The organism is Ferruginivarius sediminum, assembly GCF_003344765.1.
GTDB classification, from domain to species: domain Bacteria; phylum Pseudomonadota; class Alphaproteobacteria; order Kiloniellales; family Rhodovibrionaceae; genus Ferruginivarius; species Ferruginivarius sediminum.
In genome coordinates this window covers 107,790-128,750 of the sequence record NZ_QPMH01000006.1, presented here as the reverse complement: position 1 = coordinate 128,750, position 20,961 = coordinate 107,790, and the positions used below count along the sequence as shown (strand labels likewise).

The window sequence follows — 20,961 nt, the reverse complement described above, 5'->3', positions numbered from 1 at the left end:
CAGCCCGGAAATCGCGGACTGCGAATAGTCTTGCCCGGCAAGCGGTTGTTCGTGAGTCGAATGTCGGGGGTGCGGCGTCGTCCTAATGATAGGTGGTTTTTGTGGTAAATGATGGCGGTGTTTGCTCTGTATTACTTGATTATGCACATATAAAAATGCGCATTGGGCAATAATTTCTTAAGTACTTCAGTGTAACTACACAGGTCAACTGGGCTAAGGCAGAGGGAGCGCAAGATGCCTGCGTCGAACGAAACGATCACAGTGTCCAGCGTGCAGGAGCTCAAGAACGCTCTTGCCCAGGCCACTGGTGGCGAGACGATCCTGCTTGAGAGCGGCAGCTACGGTTCCGTCGACCTCAAGGGCTACCAGTTCAGCGAATTCGTCACGGTAAAGTCCGCTGACGGCAATATGGGCGCCGTGTTCGAAGACCTCGGCATCTACGATTCCAGCTATCTGCGCGTCGACAACGTCCACGTCAGCAACTCGGGCAACGGGTCGGCTTCGGCGCCGTTGGTAACCGTTGACGGCGGTAGCCGGAATATTGAGTTCATCAACTCAGAGGTAAATGGTCGGGTAGACAATAATTACGATGGATTCTACGGCATCCATTCCGGCGACGCCACCTCAGTTCGATTTGAGAATAATTTCGTTCATGACGTCAAACATGGTGGCGTCTTCGTTGGGACAGACGATATCCAGGTCGTCGGGAATACCTTCGACCATGTCCGCACGGACAGCATGAAGTTCATTTCGAATCGGGGCGGCCTGGTCGAAAACAACACCGGTGCGCGACATGTTCACCCAGGCGCAACCGATCACGTCGATTTCATCCAGTTCCAGGGCGCGCCGTCCCACGACTTCGTCATTCGCGGCAACGTGTATCTGCCGGAGACTGACCATTTGAGCCAAGGCATCTTCATGGGAGATGTGGGCTCTTACAGTAACTTCCTGATCGAGAATAATATCATCTACACGGGTCTGGTCCGTGGCATCAGCATCAAGCAAGGCACGGATATCACGGTTCAGAACAACACCGTGCTGACGATCCCGGAGGCCGGGCATAACGCTGCCGCCATCATCATTCCTTCCGGCTCGAGCAATGTATCCCAGAACAACGTGACAGGCGCTAAGAGCAACGGCTCGACGTCCGGCAGCAATTATACCGCGCAGTTTTCCGACCCGAATGGCAGCGCCTATTATGACGACTTCTATGTCAATGCCTCTGAGGGCAGGGGCATCACGCTCGAGGATCTGCGGCCGGTCGCGGGCGGCCCCGTCGATTTCGGCTCGGGCATGGGCGCCGAGGAGCGTATCGCTGAGCTGCTGGGCTCGCTCGACAACAGCGCGAGCGCGGTGGACGACAGCCTTTCCGTTCAGGAAGGCGACTCGGTGACGTTCGATGGCCAGGATCTCCTGTCCAACGATAGCGACAGCGACGGCGATGCGCTGTCCATCGACAGCCTCGGCCAGCCCGCCAACGGCACGATTGTCGACAACGGAGACGGGACATACACCTACACGCCGGACGCGGACTTCAGCGGCACCGACAGCTTCACCTACACGGTCACGGACAACAACGGCAGCCAGGACCAGGCGACCGTTTCGGTGGAGGTGAGCGACACGCCCGATGCGCCTGTCGCCGCAGATGACAGGGTTTCGGTGCGCGCCGACGGCAGCAAAACGATCGATGTGCTGGCGAACGATAGCGATCCGGACGGCGATCCGATCAGCCTGGACAGCTTCGACCAGCCAACTCACGGGACGCTGAGCCAGAACAGCGACGGCACGCTGACCTATACGCCGGATAGCGGATACCTGGGCAGCGACAACTTTACCTACACGATCAGCGACGGCACCGGACGCACGGATACGGCGACGGTTTCCATCGACGTGAACGATTTCCCGACGCCGACCTACGAGGACGGCAGCCTGAACTTCGATGGAACCACGAATTCCGCCGTGGTCGTGGATCACCAGTCGGCCTTCGAACTGCCGAACGGCACGCTGGAACTTGCATTCACGGCCGATACGGTTTCCGGCAGGCAGGGCTTGTTCTCTAAGGATGCCAGCGGCAATGGCGACGGCGGTCACCTGACCGTTCTGATCGAGGATGGCGACCTCGTCGTGCGCCTGCAGAGCGATGGTGGCGTGAGCGTGCCGGTGCTGACCGCGTCCAACGCTGTCAGCGTGGGCGAGGCGCATCATGCCGCGATCACCTTCGGGGATGCGGGCCTGAAACTCTACGTCGATGGCGAGCTGGCTGGCCAGGCGTCCTATACCGGCGGCATTGCGTCCAATACCGAACCCATGGTGATCGGCGCGAACCAGTGGGCCAGCAGCGACAATACCGCGGACAGCATCCAGGATGCGTTCGACGGCCAAATCGGCACCGTCGCCCTTTACGGCGAGGCGCTGTCGCAGGCCGACATCCAAGCCCTGGCCGGTCAGGCGCCGAGCGAGCCCAGCGAGCCCAGCAACACCGCGCCGGTCGCCGGCGACGACAGCGTGACGACGGATGCCGACACGGCGGTGACCCTGGACGTCTTGGCCAATGACAGCGACGGCGATGGCGATACGCTGGACATTGGCAGCCTGGGTAGTCCGTCCAACGGCACGGTCGTGGAGAACGCCGATGGTACGCTGACCTACACGCCGGATGCCGACTTCAGCGGCAGCGACAGCTTCACCTACACCGTCAACGACGGCAACGGCGGCAGCGATACCGCCACGGTGAGCGTCACCGTAAACGAAGTGCAGGACAACCCGAACGCGGTGAGCGATGAGGCGACCGTCACGGGGGGTGAAAGTGTCACAGTCGACGTGCTGGCGAATGACACCGATCCGGACGGCGACCCGCTCAGCCTGGACAGCTTCGAGCAGCCGTCCAGCGGCACGGTCGTGGAGAACGCCGACGGCACGCTGACCTACACGGCGAACAGCGGCTTCAGCGGCAGCGACAGCTTCACCTACACGATCAGCGATGGCACTGGCCGCACCGACACGGCGACGGTTTCCATCGATGTCACCGAGCCTGCCGGCGGCGATTCGAGCGCGGTGCTGGAAGAAACCGGCCTGACGTTCGATGGATCGAAGAGATCCGCGGTTGTCCTGGACCATGATCCCACCTACGAACTGCCGAACGGCACGCTGGAGCTTGCATTCACGGCCGACACGGTTTCCGGTCGGCAGGGCCTGTTCTCCAAGGATTCGAAGGGTAACGACGACGGCGGTCACCTGACCGTCCTGATCGAGAACGGCGACCTCGTGGCGCGGTTGCAGAGTGACGGCAGCGTCAATGTGCCGGCACTGACCGCGACGAACGCGATCACGGCGGGGCAGACGCACCATGTCGCGATCACCTTCGGCGATACGGGCCTGAAGCTCTATGTCGATGGTGAACTGGCGGGTGAGGCATCCTACACCGGCGGTATCGCCCCCAACCTGGAGCCGATCGTCATCGGCGCGAACCAGTGGGCCAGCGGCGACAATGTGGCCGACAAGATACAGGATGCGTTCGACGGCCGGATCGACACGGTTGCCTTGCATGGCGAGGCAATGACGGCCGATGAGATCGCGACGCTGGCCGGTGGCGGCACGGTCAGCGAGCCCAGCAACACTGCCCCGGTTGCGGGCGACGACAGCGTGACCACGGATGCCGACACGGCCGTCACCGTCGATGTGCTGGCGAATGACAGCGACGGCGATGGCGATAGCTTGGACGTCACGAGCCTGGGCAACCCGTCCAACGGCACGGTCGTGGAGAACGCCGACGGCACGCTGACCTACACGCCGGATGCCGACTTCAGCGGCAGCGACAGCTTCACCTACACGGTGAGCGACGGCAACGGCGGCAGCGATACCGCCACGGTGAGCGTCACCGTGAACGAGGTGCAGGACAACCCGGATGCCGTGAGCGACCAGGCGACGGTGACCGCTGGCGAAAGCGTCACCGTGGATGTCCTGGCGAACGATACCGATCCGGACGGCGACCCGCTCAGCCTGGACAGCTTCGAACAGCCGGCGAACGGCAGCGTGACGCAGAACGCCGACGGCACGCTGACTTACACGGCGAACAGCGGCTTCAGCGGCAGCGACAGCTTCACCTATACGATCAGCGATGACACCGGCCGCACCGACACCGCGACGGTCGACGTTACCGTGAACGATGCCCCGGACAACCCGGATGCCGTGAACGATCAGGCGACGGTCACCGCGGGCGAAAGCGTGACGCTCGACGTTCTGGCGAACGATACCGATCCGGACGGCGACCCGCTCGGCCTGGACAGCGTCGAACAGCCGTCAAACGGTACGGTCGTGCAGAACGCCGACGGTACGCTGACCTACACGCCTGTCTCGGGCTTCAGCGGCAGCGACAACTTCAGCTACACGATCAGCGACGGCACCGGCCGCACGGACACCGCGACGGTCTCCATCGACGTCACCGAGCCTGCCGGTAGCAGCGATCCGAATGCCGTGCTCGAACAAACCGCACTGACGTTCGATGGGACGTCGGGTTCGGCCCTCGTGCTGGACCACGAGGCCGGCTATGAACTGCCCAACGGCACGCTGGAGCTCGCATTCACGGCAGATACCGTATCCGGTCGGCAAGGACTCTTCTCCAAGGATGCCAGCGGCAATGGAGACGGCGGGCACCTGACGGTCCTGATCGAGGACGGCGATCTGGTGGCGCGTCTGCAGAGCGATGGTGGCGTCAACGTGCCGGTCCTGACCGCGTCCAACGCCGTCAGCGCGGGCAAGGCGCATCACGTGGCCCTGACCTTTGGCGATGCGGGCCTGAAGCTTTACGTCGATGGCGAACTGGCCGGCGAGGCGTCCTACACCGGCGGCATCTCGGCCAACTCGGAGCCGATCGTGATCGGTGCCAACCAATGGGCCAGCAGCGATAACACCGCCGACAGCATTCAGGACGCCTTCGACGGGCAGATGAGCACGGTCGCGCTCTATAACGAGGCGATGCCGGCCGACGAGATCGCCACCCGGGCCGACGGCGGGACCGTCAGCGAGCCCAGCAACACTGCCCCGGTTGCCAGCGACGACAGCGCGACCACGGATGCGGACACGGCCGTCACGCTGGATGTGCTGGCGAACGATAGCGACGATGACGGCAATACGCTGGATATCAGCAGCCTGAGCGACCCGTCGAACGGCACGGTCGTGGAGAACGCCGACGGCACGCTGACCTACACCCCGAACGCCGGCTTCAGCGGCAGCGACAGCTTCACCTACACGGTGAGCGACGGCAACGGCGGCAGCGACACGGCCAACGTCAATGTCACCGTCAACGACATTGTCGATGACACGATGGGCGAGTTCGGACAGATCAGCGGGCTAACCGATCAGCCGCAGACCGTGCAGCTCAGTCACGGCTTCGACAACCCGGTCGTCTTCGCGATGGTGCCGTCCGAGAACGGCCTTGAGCCGGTCGCCGTGCGCGTCTCCAACGTGCAGAGCGACAGCTTCACCATTCAGCTTCAGGAACCCGCTTACCTGGATGGATCCCACGTAGCCGAAGATGTCAGCTTCATGGTGCTGGAAGCCGGAAGCTGGCAGCTTGCCGATGGGACGCGGCTGGAGGTCGGCACGCGGGATGCCAGCGGGCAGGCCCTGACGGGTGGCTGGGAGGACGTCAGCTTCGCCCAGGACTTCGGGGCGACGCCGGCGGTCTTCACGCAGACCCAGACGACGAACGATCCGGACTACGTGCACACCCGCCAGATGCCCGCGAACTCCGACGGCTTCTCCTTCGCCATGGAAGAGGAAGAATCACAATTCCTCACCGATCATGGCCAGGAAACCGTCGGTTGGATGGCCATCGAGCAGGGCTCCGGCCTGTGGGATGGGCACGCGTTCGAAGCTGGATCGACTGGCGACCGTATAACGGATAGCGGCGCGAGCGTTTCTTTCGCCGACGCCTTCGACAGCGCTCCGCAAATCCTGGCGAGTGTATCCTCGTTCGATGGCGCGAACCCCGTCGATGTGCGCTATCAGGATGTGGATGGCTCCGAGGTCGTGATTCGCGTGCAGGAAGACCAAAGCTCCAACACCGAGGTTGCGCACACATCGGAATCGGTGGATTACCTGGCGATTGACGGCAGTGGCCTGCTGACCGCCGACAGCGTGGATCTGTGGGCGTAGTTTGATCGGCGGGTCGTCGACCAACGCCTGGTGACGCTTCTCACCCCCTTCGAGGCAGTCCTCGGCCTCGGAGGGGGTGATCTCATTGTGCCGGTGCGTCGTTTTCTCTGGCGCCGGAAATGCAGTGAATTTCGATACTCACCCGCCGAAGTTGTGGCAGCTGCCGCGACAGCATTGCACCCTATCTGACGGTTAGTCGGGCATAACCGGCGAAAATCTTAAATCTTCAAGTGCCCGCGTATCCCGAATCCAACGGTGAAAGGCTCCCGTTTTCGGTGTTACTACCAAATGGCCGTTTGCCTTCAAGCTGCTCGAATTTATCTTGGTTTCGATTTAGCCGGGCTGGCGGGCTGGCAACATGCGCGATTTCCCAGTTACGCGGATGGGTTGGCCGTGTCGAGGAGTGCAAGGTGTGAGTACGCGGCAAGCGGTCTATCCAAAATCCGGCACGGTGCAACAGCAAGCGATCCGGTCGTCCAGGTCCGTTCTGTACCGTACCGTGGTGGCTGGGGATCTGCTGGTTCTGCTCGCATTCGCCGTGCTTGGAGAGTGGGCCCGCTGGCAGGTCCGACCCGATCTGGGACTTGCCTTCGTTCCTGTGATCGTCACCGTCCTAGCGGCTAGCTGCATCTTCGTTCTTCTGGCAAGCGGCGAGGCGCGTCTGGTCGAGCGCCCGCGCGCCGCGCGCCGGGCCGCCGTCAACTGGACGCTCGCCTTCGCGGCAGTCTCTCCGCTGGCCTACGTCATGAAGGGCGACGTAGCCGAGGCTACGCTCGACATGGCAAGCTGGTACGCGCTCTCGTTGGCCGGTCTCGTCGGGTGGCGCACGCTGGTATCGGAAGCGTTGTTGAGGGTTCCGCGATTCCGGTCACGGCTTGCCGAGCGAGTCGCGCTCGTGGTCTACGACGATGCCGAACGTGCCGTTGATTGGATCGCGCGCGTCGAGGGTGCGACGCGGGGAAACGCCCGCGTCGTCGCGCTTGCCGCACCCGGTCACGATGCAACGGTGCCGGGCGTCGCGCAGGCGGAGACGATCGGCGACCTCGTGATGCGCTGCGACGAGTACGGCGTCGATCGCATACTTGTAGCTGCGCCCGATATACCGGGCAGAGAGCTGGCCCACCGGTTACAGCCCTTGCGCTGCTGCGCCGTGGAAGTTGATGCGGTGGCGAACGGTTACGATCCCGATATAGCGCGCTGGCCCGCCGTCTCTTTCGCGGGAATCCCGGCGGTGCGGCTTGTGACGAGGCCGCTCAGCGATACGCAGGTCTTCGTGAAGCGCGTCGAGGACATCGTACTTTCCTGCCTTGCGCTCTTGTTCCTCGCGCCGGTGATGCTGGCAATCGCCGCCGTGGTCAAGCTGGGCAGCCCGGGTCCCGTACTCTTCCGGCAGAACCGGCACGGGTTCAACCACGCCTGCTTCAAGGTATGGAAGTTCCGGACGATGTACGTCGACACCTCCGGCTCGAAGGATGTGCCGCAGGCGAGACAGAACGATCCGCGTGTGACGCGGATCGGCCGCTTCCTACGACGGACGAGCCTGGATGAGCTGCCGCAACTCTTCAACGTGCTCCTCGGAGAAATGTCGATTGTGGGGCCCAGGCCCCACGCCGTCGAGCACAACGAATTCTACGGCCCCCTGATCGAGAACTATATGGCCCGTCACCGAGTCAAGCCAGGCATCACCGGTTGGGCCCAGGTCCACGGCTGGCGCGGCGAGACCGCGTACTTGGAGAAGATGAAGGCCCGTATCGATTACGATGTCTGGTATGTCGACAATTGGTCGGTCATACTGGATCTGAAGATAATTGTAATGACGTTTTCGGTACTATGGCACCCGAATGCATACTAGATACGGGTGCACGCAAAAGTTTACTTGGTTTACTTCAGTTTGGCGTAACGTGACTGATTTTCCAAGCTATTGAGAAAACCAAGATGCTCGACCACGGATGCCCGTTCCATAAAGCTGTCTTCCAAGGATCGCGTATATGACCATGGGGGACAGCACGCAATCGGCCGTCGCGATCGATCGCCGGCTCGTCTACGTCAATTCCGCCAGTTCGGCGGCTGCCCGACTATTGAACGTCTTCGTACTGGTATGGATGTACCAGTATCTGCTGGAGCGCATCTCCTCCGAGGAATTCGCGATCTATCCCGTAATCGTCTCCGTCATGGCCTTCGCGCCTCTGTTCTCGTCGCTGTTTACGGGAGGCGTCAGCCGCTACGTCGTCGATGCATATGCGCGTCGGGAGACGGAGCAGGTGACGCGGCTTATCTCTTCGTTGTTTCCTCTGCTGGCGGTATTCGGTGTCGTCCTGCTTGGGCTGGGTTTCCTGTTTTCGTGGCACATCGACCATGTCCTTGCCATTGCGCCCGGACAGCTTTGGGACGCGCGCATCATGATGGTGCTGCTGATTTCCAGCTTCCTGCTGACTTTCATTCTCTTGCCCTTCGGCGTCGGATTCCACGTGAAGCAGAAGTTCGTGTATTTGAATCTGATCGAGGTGGCGCGGACGGTTCTAAGGATCGTCGTTCTGTTCGTGCTGCTTTTCGGTGTCAGCACGCGGGTGCTATGGGTGGTGGTGGCAACCGTGTGTGCCGAGGTCGCCGCGACCCTTCTCAAGACCCTGGTGTCCCGTCGGCTTGTGCCTGAACTGCGCTTCCGGCCGCGTCTGTTCGACTTCAAGACAGCCAAGAAACTGCTCGGCTTCGGCTTTTGGACCAGTATCGGGCAGCTTGTCGCCATGATTCATACAAGCGCCGCCGTCATCATCCTCAATCAGTTCGGAACCTCGATCGACGTGACGGCGTATTACATCGGGTCGATGATCGATCGCCAGATCCGTACGATGACAAGCATGGCGGTCTCGCCGGTGCAGCCCGCCGTCACCGCCATGCACGCAACGGGCGACCTGAACCGGATGGGACGCGCCTACCTGAGGGGTGGGCGCTATGCGCTTTGGGTGACGCTTCTGGCTGCTTGCCCACTCTCCGTTTACAGCCAGGAGTTCGTCCAGCTCTACATCGGCAATACTTACGCGGAGACGGCTATCGTCATCATTCTCCTGATGGGGACGTTCCCGTTCATTTTCTCGACGTTCATGCTGGGGCCGGTCGCCATCGCGACCGCGCGCGTCCGGGTCTTCTTCCTTGGCGCGTTCATCACGCAGGTGATCTGCGTCGGGCTGATGGTGGCGCTGGTTCACTGGATGGAGGCCGGGGCCGTGGGCGTCGCCTTCGCGATCTTTGTCGTGCATGCAACGGCGAACGTCGTCTTCTTCTGGCCCCTGGGCCTGACGCTGGCCGGGGAAAAACTTGGGCGGTTCCTGCGGCAGACGATCGTGCCGGGACTGATGCCCTCGCTTGTCGGCCTCGTCGTATGGGGCGGCCTGAAGCTGCACGATGCGCCGGATACCTGGATGGAGCTGGGCGCATACACCGCGATCGGCGCGCTGTTCTACGCAGCGGCGCTTTACGTCTACTGCATGGAGCCTCACGAAAAGGACGACGTCGCGTGGGGGATAAGAAAGGTGGCCGGGCTATGCCGTCTGTGAGCGCGGCGGTTCCCGTCGTTACGCCCGGCAGGAACGCCGTCGGCCACTGTTCATAGGGGGGGATGCGTATCATGCCGCGTGTCAGTATCGGACTGCCTGTCTACAATGGTGCGAACTATCTTCGCGAGGCACTGGACGCGATCCTGTCCCAGACCTACGAGGACTTCGAACTCATTATCTCCGACAACGCATCCACCGATGCAACGGCTGAGATCTGCCGCGAGCTCGCCGCCTGCGATTCCAGGATCCGCTATATCCGTCATGAGATGAACTCCGGCGCGGCGCCGAATTTCAATTTCGTCTTCCATGAAGCGCGCGGGGAATTCTTCAAGTGGGCGGCGCACGACGACCTGATCGCACCGGAGTTCATCGAGACCTGTGTGGCGGCGCTCGATGCGGATACCTCCGCCGTGCTTGCGTTCCCCATGGTTCACCGGATCGACGAAACGGGCCGGATGACCGAGCCCTATCAGCACCCGCTCAAGTTCGATTCACGCTCGGCCGGCGACAGGTTCTCGCAGCTCGTTCAGTTCCATCGCTTCGCCTGTTACGAGATATTCGGGCTGATACGCACGGGTGCTTTGAAGGAGACGGCGCTTATCGGCAGCTACTCCAACGGAGACGGCGTGCTGCTGGCGCATCTGGGGCTGATGGGCCGGTTCGCGCTTGTCCCGAAGCCGTTGTTTTTCCCCCGGCGGCACCCCGACCAGTCGCAGCGATACATTCGCGACAAGCGTCAGTACGACGAATGGTTCGACCGCACGAATGCCGCGAAGCGGCGGCTGCCGTACTGGCGTATGATCCGGGAATACGAGAAGGCCGTCCGGGCAGAGCGCATGGGGGCCTTCGACAAGCTTTCCTGCTACACGGCCCTCGCGCGGCAGACGGCGCTGATCTGGCGCAAGCTGGGCGGCGATGTGAAAAGGGCCGCTCTCGATGGCCCGCGCGGTTCCGGTTGGCGTATGTGGGCGGCGCGGAATTGACGTGACGCCGGCGGCCGCGGCCGCCTCGTCAGGTGGTGACGAGCGTATTCTCCAGCCACCGCCTGGCAACATCCTTCCAGGTCAGGTTGTTCTCCACGAAGGAGCGTCCTGCGGTGCCGTATGCCTCGCGCATCGCGGCGTCGTGGCCCAGGGCGATCAGCGCATCGCCCAGCTTTTGGGCATCGCCGCGGTCGACGAGGAGGCCGTCCTTGTATTCGTGCACGAACTCGGGAATGCCGCCGCTATAAGTGCTGACGACCGGCTTGCCGCATGCCATGGCCTCGATGATCGGCATCCCGAACGGCTCGTTCCAGACAGAGGGAAACACGAAGACATCGGCCCGCTGAAAGGCTTCCAGCAGCTTCGCCTGGGGCATCGCCGGAATGAATTCCACCGAGCCTTCCGGCAGGGCCGAGGCCAGCTCGTCAACGTAGGCCTGGTAGGCGCTGCCGTTGCGGAAGTATCCCTCCATCGCCTGAACAAGCGGGTCGGGATCAAGCCTGCAGATGTAGTCGTAGGGCGCCGACCACCTGCCGCCGACGACGCGCAGCCGTGCGTTCGGGATCGCTTGAGTGACTTGCTTGAACGCCTCCAGAAGAACATGAACGCCTTTTTCCGGAGACACGCGTCCGATGAACAGGACCTCCACGCCGTCGTCCTGCTTCTCCGGCGGGCGGGGCGTGAAGAGGGAGGTGTCGACGCCGTTCAGCAGAGGAAAGGTGTCCTTCGCCCGGTCCGGGAACCTGGCCTTGATGCCCCGCGCGATGAAATCGCTACACCCCGAGAGGAAATCGCTGTTGTCGACGCCTTCCTGCAACAGGCTCTTGTCGAGTTGGGAAAGCCACTCGCACTGCATGTGCAGGCTGATTTTCACATTCGGGTTTTTCTTTTTGATGATAGGCGCAAGCTGGAAAAAGTTGTGAAGATGGACGAGATCCACGTCGTTATCGCGGATCACCTCGGCGACCTTGGCGCCATAGTCCGCGCAGTAGGTTCTGCTGGCGAAGTGCGGCCTGTCCCGTTTTTCTCCGGACAGGTTGTTGAGCTTCCAGCTTATCTTCCGCGCGGCGCGCGCGGAGACGGAGCGGTCCTCGTCCGCGACGATGTGAACCGGGACGCCGCCGGGCAATGCGGTCACGTTCGCCCCGATCTTCGCGCGCGATATCACGCTGGCGTCGTGCATCTGCCGGCATTGCCGCGCGACGTGACAATCCCACAGGCCAAGCGAGTCGGCGTGCAGCGGCTGGCTCGGATCCTCGAATACGATCTTTCCGATCGGCTGATTGACCAGGGCGATCTTCAACGTCGTTCTCCAACAACCAGGTTCTTGCTTTCGCCGGGAAATCCCATGGAAATCCGTCCCGGCCCCGGGTGAGGCGCGGTAGGGCGTTCATGCCGTTCCAACGGAAGCGATATTGGCCAATTCCGGGCGATGCCGTCTTCCGATATTGCGTGGTATCCGTTTCGGGGTAGGCGACAGCCCCACCATCGCTCAGATCACGCCCTTGCGGAGCAGGAACTCGAAATACTCGACCGTCTTCGCGAGCCCCTGGTCGAGCGGCACGCGGGGCTCCCAGCCGAGATGGGTCTTCGCCTTGGTGATGTCGGGGCAGCGCCGTTTCGGGTCGTCCGCCGGCAGCGGCTTGAAGGTCAGTTCGGATTTGGAGCCGGTCAGCGCGATCACCTTCCTGGCCAGTTCCAGCATGGTGAATTCACCTGGATTGCCCAGGTTGATCGGTCCTGTCACCTCCGCGTCCGTCGCCATCAGCCGAATGAACGCCTCGACAAGGTCGTCCACATAGCAGAAGGAGCGGGTCTGTTCACCGTTGCCGAAGACGGTGATCGGCTCTCCGTGCAAGGCCTGCACGATGAAGTTGGAGATGACGCGTCCGTCCATCGGATGCATCCGGGGGCCATAGGTGTTGAAGATGCGGCCGACCTTGATTTCCACGCCGTGCTGTCGGTGGTAGTCGAAGAACAGCGTCTCCGCGCAGCGCTTACCCTCGTCATAGCAGGACCGGGGGCCGATCGGGTTCACGTTGCCCCAATATTCCTCCACCTGCGGGTGGATCTCCGGGTCGCCGTAGATCTCCGACGTCGATGCCTGAAAGATTCGGGCGCCCGTGCGCTTCGCCAGTCCCAGCATGTTGATGACGGCATGGACGGACGTCTTCGTCGTCTGTACCGGGTCGTACTGGTAGTGGATGGGCGAGGCGGGGCAGGCCAGATTGTAGATCTCGTCGACCTCCAGATAGATCGGCAAAGTGACGTCGTGACGGATGACCTCGAAGTTCGGCTTCTGCAGCAAGTGCGCGATATTCGCCCGCCGGCCCGTGAAGTAGTTGTCCAGGCATAGAACCTCGTGGCCTTGCTCGACCAGCCGTTCGCATAGATGGCTGCCCAGGAATCCAGCGCCACCGGTCACGAGAACGCGTTTTGCCATCGGGTTCATGGCTGGTTCGCTCGGCATTTCACGGCTCCACTGGAGGGCAAGAGAATTGGATTCCAGAAGGAATATTTTTCACTTTTACTTGTGCAGTGAAATCGATCCGTTGTCAAATTACCCGTAAGTAGAAATAGAGTTTATCCAAAATATTTAATACATATTCGTTTGGCTCAGGCTCTCTTCTATGATGTGCCGGGTCAAAGCGCTGGGGACACCCTGTGATGAAGTGTCCAAATTCAACAAAACTACCGTCTCAGGTAGCAGCGTCGTCCGAACAAGTATATCGTTCTTGCGAGTGAGTGATAGAACATAAGAGGTAAACGCTTACCTCTTTCGGCGCTCTAATCAAATTGAGTTAGCGCCGCTATACTCTTTTCCCAAATCGCGATGGCAAAATTTTTATTAACATCGGCGGCGCGTAACAGTCCGTCTGAGGGGATTGGGCGTGGGTAACCTGTGCCCGAACGAGTGCTGAATGGCGGCGGCGAGGCCAGGCAGCGAGCCGCAGGTAGTGGCGAGAGCCGCCTGAATATCGAACAGCCGGGCGAGGGGTTTCAGGTTGGTTGCGGGCTTGGACGCGCGCTGGCGTCTACGCTCCAGAGGCTTGAAACGGCCAAGCAGGCGGGAAGGGATCGATGGCTGACAGCACGAACACGGCGCCGGTTTCACGCGACGACTCGATCAATGTGGCTGCCGGTTCGGTCATTCTGATCGATATCGGCACCGACCTCCTCGGCAACGACGGCGACGCGGACGGGGATACCCTGACGCTCGCCAGTTTCACGCAGCCGGCGCACGGCACGCTGGTGGACAACGGCGACGGAACACTCACCTATACGCCTGACGAGGGGTACACCGGCCCCGACAGCTTCACGTACACGGCGAGCGACGGCACCGAGAGCGACACCGCGACAGTGGACCTGACGGTGGCGGACGGCTCCACGGTCGTTTCCGATGACTTCAGTCAAGCCAGTCTTGGCAATATCTGGACGGTCGAGGGCCCGGCGGGCACCGTCGGCACGGCGCAAGAAAATGGTGAAGGTTACCTCGCGCTGTCAGTGCCAGATGATGGCAATGCATACGATGCCTGGAACACCAATACGTCGCTGCGGGCGATGCAGGATGCGCCTGACGAGGACTTCCAGGTAACCGCACATTTCCTCAGCACTCCGGTGGAGCGCTACGAGATCCAGGGCATCCTGGTGGAGCAGGACGCGGACAACTGGATCCGCTTTGATACCCACACGGACGGCACGCGGCACTATGTCTACGCGGCCGTTACCGTGGACGGCAACACCAGCCAGGTCCTGCGGCAAAAGATTTCCGAAGGTGACGCCGCCTTCCTGAGGGTGACGCGTTCGGGGGATACCTGGACATTGCAGCACTCGGCGGATGGTGAGGCATGGTCGACGGCGGGCAGCTTCACGCACGCGCTGCAGGTGAGCTCGGTGGGGCCGTTCGCGGGGGCCTCGCCCGAGGCTGGCGGCTACACGGCGAAGCTGGACTACTTCGAGGTTTCGAGCGACCCGATCGCGGACGAGGACGGGTCGGTGCCGATCCCGCCGGAGGCCGGCGACGACGCCTTCGGGGTGGTGGTGGACACGCCGCTGTCGCTGAGCGTGGCGGAGGACCTGCTGGCGAACGACAGCGACGCCAACGGCGACCCGCTGAGCCTGGTGGGCTTCACGCAGCCGTCGAACGGCACGCTGGTGGACAACGGCGACGGCACGCTGACCTACACCCCGGCGACGGGCTACGAGGGCGCGGACAGTTTCACCTACACGATCAGCGACGGCGGCGACACGGCGACGGCCACGGTGTCGCTGACGGTGAGCGCGGGCAACACGGCGCCGGTGGCGCAGGACGACAGCACGCAGACGGTGCTGGAGACGCCGCTGGTAATCAATGTGGCGAGCCTGCTGGCGAACGACAGCGACGTTGACGGCGACACCCTGAGCCTGGCGGGCTTCACGCAGCCGGCCAACGGCACGCTGGTGGACAATGGCGACGGCACGCTGACCTATACGCCGGCGGCGGGCTACGTGGGCGAGGACAGCTTCACCTACACGATCAGCGACGGCTTCGAGACGGCGAGCGCCAGCGTGTCGGTGACGGTGGCGGAGGGGCCGGAGATCGTCTCGGACGATTTCGGCGACGCGGCGCTGGACGGCATGTGGGTGGTGGCCGGCCCGGCGGGGACGGTCGAGGAACTGGCGGAGTCGGGCGAGGGCTACCTGGCGCTGTCGGTGCCGGAGGGTGGTCCCTACGACGCCTGGAACACCAACACGGCGCTGCGGGCGATGCAGGACGCGCCGGACGGCGATTTCCAGGTGACGGCGAAGTACCTGAGCACGCCGACGGCGCGGTTTGAGATCCAGGGCATCCTGGTGGAGCAGGACGCGGACAACTGGCTGCGCTTCGACACCTACCACGACGGCAACAAGCAGTACGTGTTCGCGGCCTCGACGGTGAACGGCTCGACCAGCTTCGAGCTGTCGACCAAGGTGCCGGCGGGCGGGGCGGCCTACCTGCGGGTGGCGCGGGTGGGCGACGAGTGGACGCTTGAGTACTCGGCCGACGGGTCGGCGTGGTCGACGGCGGGCAGCTTCACGCACGCGCTGCAGGTGAGCTCGGTGGGGCCGTTCGCGGGGGCCTCGGAGGTGGCCGGCGGCTACACGGCGAAGCTGGACTACTTCGAGGTTTCGAGCGACCCGATCGCGGATGAGGACGGCGCGGTGCCGATCCCGCCGGAGGCCGGCGACGACGCCTTCGGGGTGGTGGTGGACACGCCGCTGTCGCTGAGCGTGGCGGAGGACCTGCTGGCGAACGACAGCGACGCCAACGGCGACCCGCTGAGCCTGGTGGGCTTCACGCAGCCGTCGAACGGCACGCTGGTGGACAACGGCGACGGCACGCTGACCTACACCCCGGCGACGGGCTACGAGGGCGCGGACAGCTTCACCTACACGATCAGCGACGGGAACGGCGGCAGCGATACGGCTACCGTGGCCCTCTATGTCAATACCTCAGGCAACTTCCCGCCCGTGGCGACGGACGACACGGCGCGCGCGCGTATCGGCGCACCCCTCGTGATTGCCGTTGCCGACCTGCTGGCCAACGACACCGATGCCGAGGGCGCGACCTTGAGCCTGACAGGCTTTACGCAGCCGGCGCACGGCACGTTGGTGGACAACGGCGACGGCACGCTGACCTACACGCCCGAAGACGGCTACATCGGTCTGGACGGCTTCTCCTACACGATCACCGATGGGTTCAGCACCGACACCGCCGATGTCGAGCTTGTCGTCGAGCCGGTGATCGATGTCTGGTACGGCGAAACGCAAAGCTTCGGGCAGATTGGCGAACCCCAGACATGGGTCAACATCCTTGGCAACGTCGATACGACGGATCTGGTCGACCTGAGCTATTCCCTCAACGGCGGCGAGGAACGCCCGCTTTCGGTGGGGCCGGATACGCGGCGGCTGCAGGACCTCGGCGACTTCAACGTCGATCTGGCCTATGACGAGCTGGACGGCACGGCAACAGATGACATCGTGACGATCAAGGCGACACTGGGCAACGGCCAGGTATTCACCCGGGACATCACGATAGACTACGAGGCGGGCAACCGCTGGCCCACGAACTACAGCATCGACTGGGCCACCGTGCAGGACATCAACTCCGTCGCGCAGGTGGTCGACGGCCTGTGGTCGGTCAGCGACCTGGGCGTACGGCCGTCGCAGCCGGGGTATGACCGCCTGGTGGCCATCGGCGACCAGTTCTGGGACAACTACGAAGCCAACCTGAACGTTACGATCAACGCGTTCGGCAGCGATCCCGCCGGCCGTGACGGCGGCGGCTTCGCCCTGGGCTTCCTGTGGGGGGGCCATACGGACAGCCCGATCAAGAACTGGCAACCGAAGGCTGGGTGGGAGCCGGTTTCCGACGCTTTCTTCGTCGATAACAATGCGGATGGTGCGGGCTTCTGGTCAGTTCCTAACGGCGATGGGGCCGACCGCTCCAACGTCGTACTCACCGAAGGCGAGACCTACAATATCACCTTGCGCGTCGAGCAGGTGAACGTCATCGACCGCATGTACAGCTTCAAGTTCTGGAAAGACGGCGATCTAGAGCCGTCGGACTGGACGGTTCAGGGCGTCGAGACCTTCGATGAACCCCGAACGGGCTCCTTCCTGCTGAACGCCCATTACTACGACGTGACCTTCGGCGACGTCTCCTTCGCGGAGATCGAGGGCGACGACACCGTTCCGGGCACCTCGGGCGACGACCTCCTGGTCGCGGTCGATACGAGCACGTCAAATCCAGGCCAGGGCGAGATCGATGTCCTGCGCGGCTTCGAAGGGTCCGATACATTCGTGCTGGGTGAGGCCGGGCAGGTTTACTACGACGACCGTGTCGACGGCACCGCCGGCATGGACGACTATGCCCTGATCTGGGATTTCGAGACCGGGATCGACACGATCCGGCTTGCCGGTGCGGCCGATGATTACGCGCTTGCCGACGCGCCGGCCGATAAGCCGGCGGGGACCGCCATTTACCGCGTGGCCGCGAACAGCGAGGACGAGCTTGTCGGGATCACGAACGGCGTCACGGGCCTGTCCCTGACCAGCGACGATTTCCTCTTCGATCCGTTGATGGCTTGAGCGTTACCGGTGCCGTGAATGGCCGCTGATACTCTTCGTCTCCTCGGAGAGTGCTTGAGCGTGGCGGAAGGCGAGGCGCAGCCGCCAGCGAGCGTCCTGCGCCGCCGGCTTTCCGACCCGGCGGTTCAGGACGATGTGGTCGCCGCCGCGAACGAGGCGCTGATAACGCCGGCGCTTTACGATGCCTTATCGGTAAAGGGGCTTCTGGACGAGATACGGGAGCCGGTCCGCCCGTTCCTGGAAAGCTTCCACCAGGTGAACCTGGACCGGAACGAAGCATTCGCGGGCCAGCTTGCCGAGGCTGCGCGTGCCATGAACGCCGCCGGTATCCAGCCGCTCGTGCTCAAGGGTACGCGCACACTGCTGGAGGACGATCGACGACGGCTTGGCTGCCGGGTTATGTGCGACCTGGATCTGATGGTGCCGGAGGAGTCCGCTTTCGCGGCGTGCAAGGCTCTGGAGTCGATCGGCTACAGGAAGGTGAAGTCCTTCGACGCTGTCGAGCATACCCACGAGATCGGCGATTTCGCCCGCCCGGGCGACTTCGGCGCCATTGACCTGCACCGCGCGCTGACGAGCCACTACGGGCATCGCGGCGGACGCGCCCATTGCCGCGACCTGATCCCGCCCGAGGATGTCTTTGCCGCCGCCCGGCGGGCACGGTTCCGGGACTCCGAAGTTCTCGTGCCCGACCTGCGCCACCACCTGCTGCACCTTATCCTGCACGACCAGCTTCAGGGCCACGACCACTACGCGGCACGGCTCAACCTCCGCCACCTTCTGGACATCGCGGAGCTACTTCGCGACATGAAGGCGGCGGAGGTCCGCGAGAGCGTGACGATGATGCGCCCTCACGGCCTTTCCAGCATGGCCGTCAGCCACCTCCTTGCCGCGCATGCATTGTTCGGCGCGCCGTTGCCGGCGAGCCTGCGCCGGCGGCTGTGGCCCAGATTGATCCACGGTGCCCGCATGGCTGCGGCTGCGCGTCCGTGGCTGGCAGCGCCCCAGAGGGCTGTGGGCGCCCTGGCGTGGGAGTTCGCGCGCTGCCGGTATCCGCTGCATGCATCGGTATGGCGCGTCAATGCCTGGCGCGCGGCGCGAATGTGGAGTCTGGTGCGACGCTATCGCCAGGACATGTTCCGGCAGTTCCGGCGGGTGGCCTCGCGGCTGTAGCCTTGTCGCGGCTCGGCGTCCATTGGGAGTAGGGCGTCATTCTTCGAATAATACCCCGCACGGATAATTTATCGGTCTCCAATTCTGATCTATTCAGAACTGGATTTCCTGCCTGGTATCAGGTGTCAATCATTCGGAGGGCGCAATGAAGGTGGCCATCCTGGCGGGCGGCGCGGGAAGCCGTTTGGCCGAGGAAACGAAGGTCCGACCGAAGCCCATGGTCGAAATCGGGGGCTACCCGATTCTCTGGCATATCATGCGGCATTATTTCCATTACGGGCACAAGGAATTCGTCATCGCGCTAGGATACAAGGGCGATGTGATTAAGGAATACATGCGCACGTATTGCGAAAATCACGCCAATATGCGCGTCAACTTCAAGACAGGCGAGGTCGAGGTGCAAAATTCGCACGACCTCGACTGGTCGGTGGAGCTGATCGAAACCGGCCAGCAGACCCTGACCGGCGGCCGCATCAAGCGGCTGGCCCCGCATCTCGGCAACGATACCTTCATGCTGACCTGGGGCGATGGCGTTTCGAATGTGGATCTCGACGAGCTTGTGGAATTTCACCGCTCGCACGGCAAGCTGGCGACGGTGACGGCGGTGCGTCCGCCGGCACGCTATGGCCACATGACCTTCGACGGCGACCGGGTGCTCAGCTTCGACGAGAAGTCGCAGGCGCACGAAGGCTGGATCAACGGCGCCTTCTTCGTGCTGGAGCCGGGCGTCCTCGACTACATCGACGGCGACGACGTCATGTGGGAGCACGAGCCGATGCGCCGGCTGGCCGCCGATGGCCAGTTGATGGCCTACAAGCACGACTCGTTCTGGCAGTGCATGGACACGCTGCGTGAAAAATATCTGCTGGAGAACCTCTGGCAGAGCGGCAATTGCCCTTGGAAAATCTGGGATTCAGCGAAATGAAAATCCTCGTGACTGGCCACGAAGGCTATATCGGCGGTGTCCTGACACCAATGCTGCTGGAGCAGGGCCATTCCGTCGTCGGCCTCGACTCGGGCCTGTTCCAGGCCTGCACCTACGTCGGCTCGGTCCCGGCGATCCCGGCCATCCGCAAGGATATCCGCGACGTGGTCCCGGCCGATGTGGAGGGCTTCGACGCGATCATCCACCTGGCGGGTCTCTCCAACGATCCGCTGGGCGACCTGAATCCCGAGCTGACGGCCGAGATCAACCACCGTGCCTCGGTACGCCTGGCGGAGTATGCCAAGGCGGCCGGCGTGCCGCGCTTCATCTTCTCCTCCTCGTGCAGCAACTACGGCGCGGGCGGGGAGGACATGCTGGACGAGAACAGCCCCTTCAACCCGGTGACGCCCTACGGCATCTCCAAGGTCAAGGTGGAGCAGGATCTCGCCGAACTGGCCGACGACAGCTTCTGCCCGACCTACCTTCGCAACGCCACGGTCTATGGCGTGGCACCGCGCATCCGCTTCGACCTGGTGGTGAACAACCTGGTCGCCTGGGCGTTCACGACGGGTCAGGTCTACCTGAAGAGCGACGGCACACCCTGGCGCCCCGTGGTGCATGTCGAGGATGTCTGCCGCGCCTTCCTGGCGGTGCTGAATGCGCCAGTGGAGAAGATCCACAACGTCGCCTTCAATGTCGCGCGCAACGAAGACAATCTGCGCATCCGCGAGATCGCCAATATGGTCGCGGAGGTGGTGCCGAACTCCTACGTCGAGTACGCGGCCGATGCAGGGCCGGACAAGCGCTGCTACCGCGTCGACGCAAGCAAGATCATGAACACCCTTCCCGGCTTCCAGCCGAAGTGGACGGTGCAGAAGGGCGTGGTCGAACTGTACGAGACCTACAAGCGGGTCGGCCTGACGTTGGATGCCTTCGAGGGCGCCGAGTTCAGCCGCATCAAGTATCTGCGCAAGCTGCTGGCCGACGGGCACATCGACGACGATCTGCGCTGGCGTGCCGAAGAGCCCGCCGTCGCTTCCACGGCCAGCTAGGAGATGGC

At 62.9% G+C, this 20,961-nt stretch carries 10 protein-coding genes; 8 read left to right on the top strand and 2 right to left on the bottom strand.

Annotated features, from left to right (window positions below):
* The first annotated feature begins 234 nt into the window (after positions 1-234).
* The 4 genes from DRB17_RS08580 to DRB17_RS08565 all read left to right on the top strand — a co-directional run bounded on the left by DRB17_RS08580 (position 235) and on the right by DRB17_RS08565 (position 10,693).
* On the top strand, positions 235-6,156 hold the full coding sequence (locus DRB17_RS08580; protein WP_114581792.1) for an Ig-like domain-containing protein: 5,922 nt from the start codon (positions 235-237) through the stop codon (positions 6,154-6,156).
* A gap of 412 nt (positions 6,157-6,568) precedes the next feature.
* Positions 6,569-8,008 (top strand): undecaprenyl-phosphate glucose phosphotransferase, encoded by a 1,440-nt coding sequence (locus tag DRB17_RS08575; RefSeq protein ID WP_161958748.1) that lies wholly within the window; start codon positions 6,569-6,571, stop codon positions 8,006-8,008.
* Positions 8,009-8,144: 136 nt separating this feature from the next.
* Positions 8,145-9,710 (top strand): lipopolysaccharide biosynthesis protein, encoded by a 1,566-nt coding sequence (locus DRB17_RS08570; protein ID WP_114581790.1) that lies wholly within the window; start codon positions 8,145-8,147, stop codon positions 9,708-9,710.
* Between the two features lie 71 nt (positions 9,711-9,781).
* Positions 9,782-10,693 (top strand): glycosyltransferase family 2 protein, encoded by a 912-nt coding sequence (locus tag DRB17_RS08565; protein WP_161958747.1) that lies wholly within the window; start codon positions 9,782-9,784, stop codon positions 10,691-10,693.
* Between the two features lie 28 nt (positions 10,694-10,721).
* On the opposite strand, the gene DRB17_RS08560 is transcribed toward DRB17_RS08565, so the two are convergent.
* Together DRB17_RS08560 and DRB17_RS08555 are read right to left on the bottom strand one after the other, a co-directional pair.
* The gene (locus DRB17_RS08560) at positions 10,722-11,996 is read right to left on the bottom strand and encodes a glycosyltransferase family 4 protein (RefSeq protein ID WP_114581788.1); all 1,275 of its coding nucleotides are present in this window, start codon (positions 11,994-11,996) and stop codon (positions 10,722-10,724) included.
* A gap of 189 nt (positions 11,997-12,185) precedes the next feature.
* Entirely contained in the window at positions 12,186-13,163 is a 978-nt protein-coding gene (locus DRB17_RS08555; RefSeq protein WP_241503778.1) for a UDP-glucuronic acid decarboxylase family protein, read from the bottom strand.
* Between the two features lie 611 nt (positions 13,164-13,774).
* Here DRB17_RS08555 and DRB17_RS08550 point away from each other — a divergent pair.
* The 4 genes from DRB17_RS08550 (at position 13,775) to DRB17_RS08535 (ending at position 20,953) form a co-directional block, all read left to right on the top strand.
* Positions 13,775-17,803: a cadherin-like domain-containing protein gene (locus tag DRB17_RS08550; RefSeq protein WP_114581786.1), complete on the top strand. Its 4,029-nt coding sequence runs from the start codon at positions 13,775-13,777 to the stop codon at positions 17,801-17,803.
* Positions 17,804-17,863: 60 nt separating this feature from the next.
* Positions 17,864-18,976: a nucleotidyltransferase family protein gene (locus DRB17_RS08545; RefSeq protein ID WP_241503786.1), complete on the top strand. Its 1,113-nt coding sequence runs from the start codon at positions 17,864-17,866 to the stop codon at positions 18,974-18,976.
* Between the two features lie 145 nt (positions 18,977-19,121).
* Positions 19,122-19,901 (top strand): glucose-1-phosphate cytidylyltransferase, encoded by a 780-nt coding sequence (gene rfbF, locus DRB17_RS08540; protein WP_114581784.1) that lies wholly within the window; start codon positions 19,122-19,124, stop codon positions 19,899-19,901.
* Positions 19,898-20,953: an NAD-dependent epimerase/dehydratase family protein gene (locus tag DRB17_RS08535; RefSeq protein WP_114581783.1), complete on the top strand. Its 1,056-nt coding sequence runs from the start codon at positions 19,898-19,900 to the stop codon at positions 20,951-20,953. The genes rfbF and DRB17_RS08535 overlap by 4 nt, the downstream gene beginning before the upstream one ends.
* The last annotated feature ends 8 nt before the right edge of the window (positions 20,954-20,961 follow it).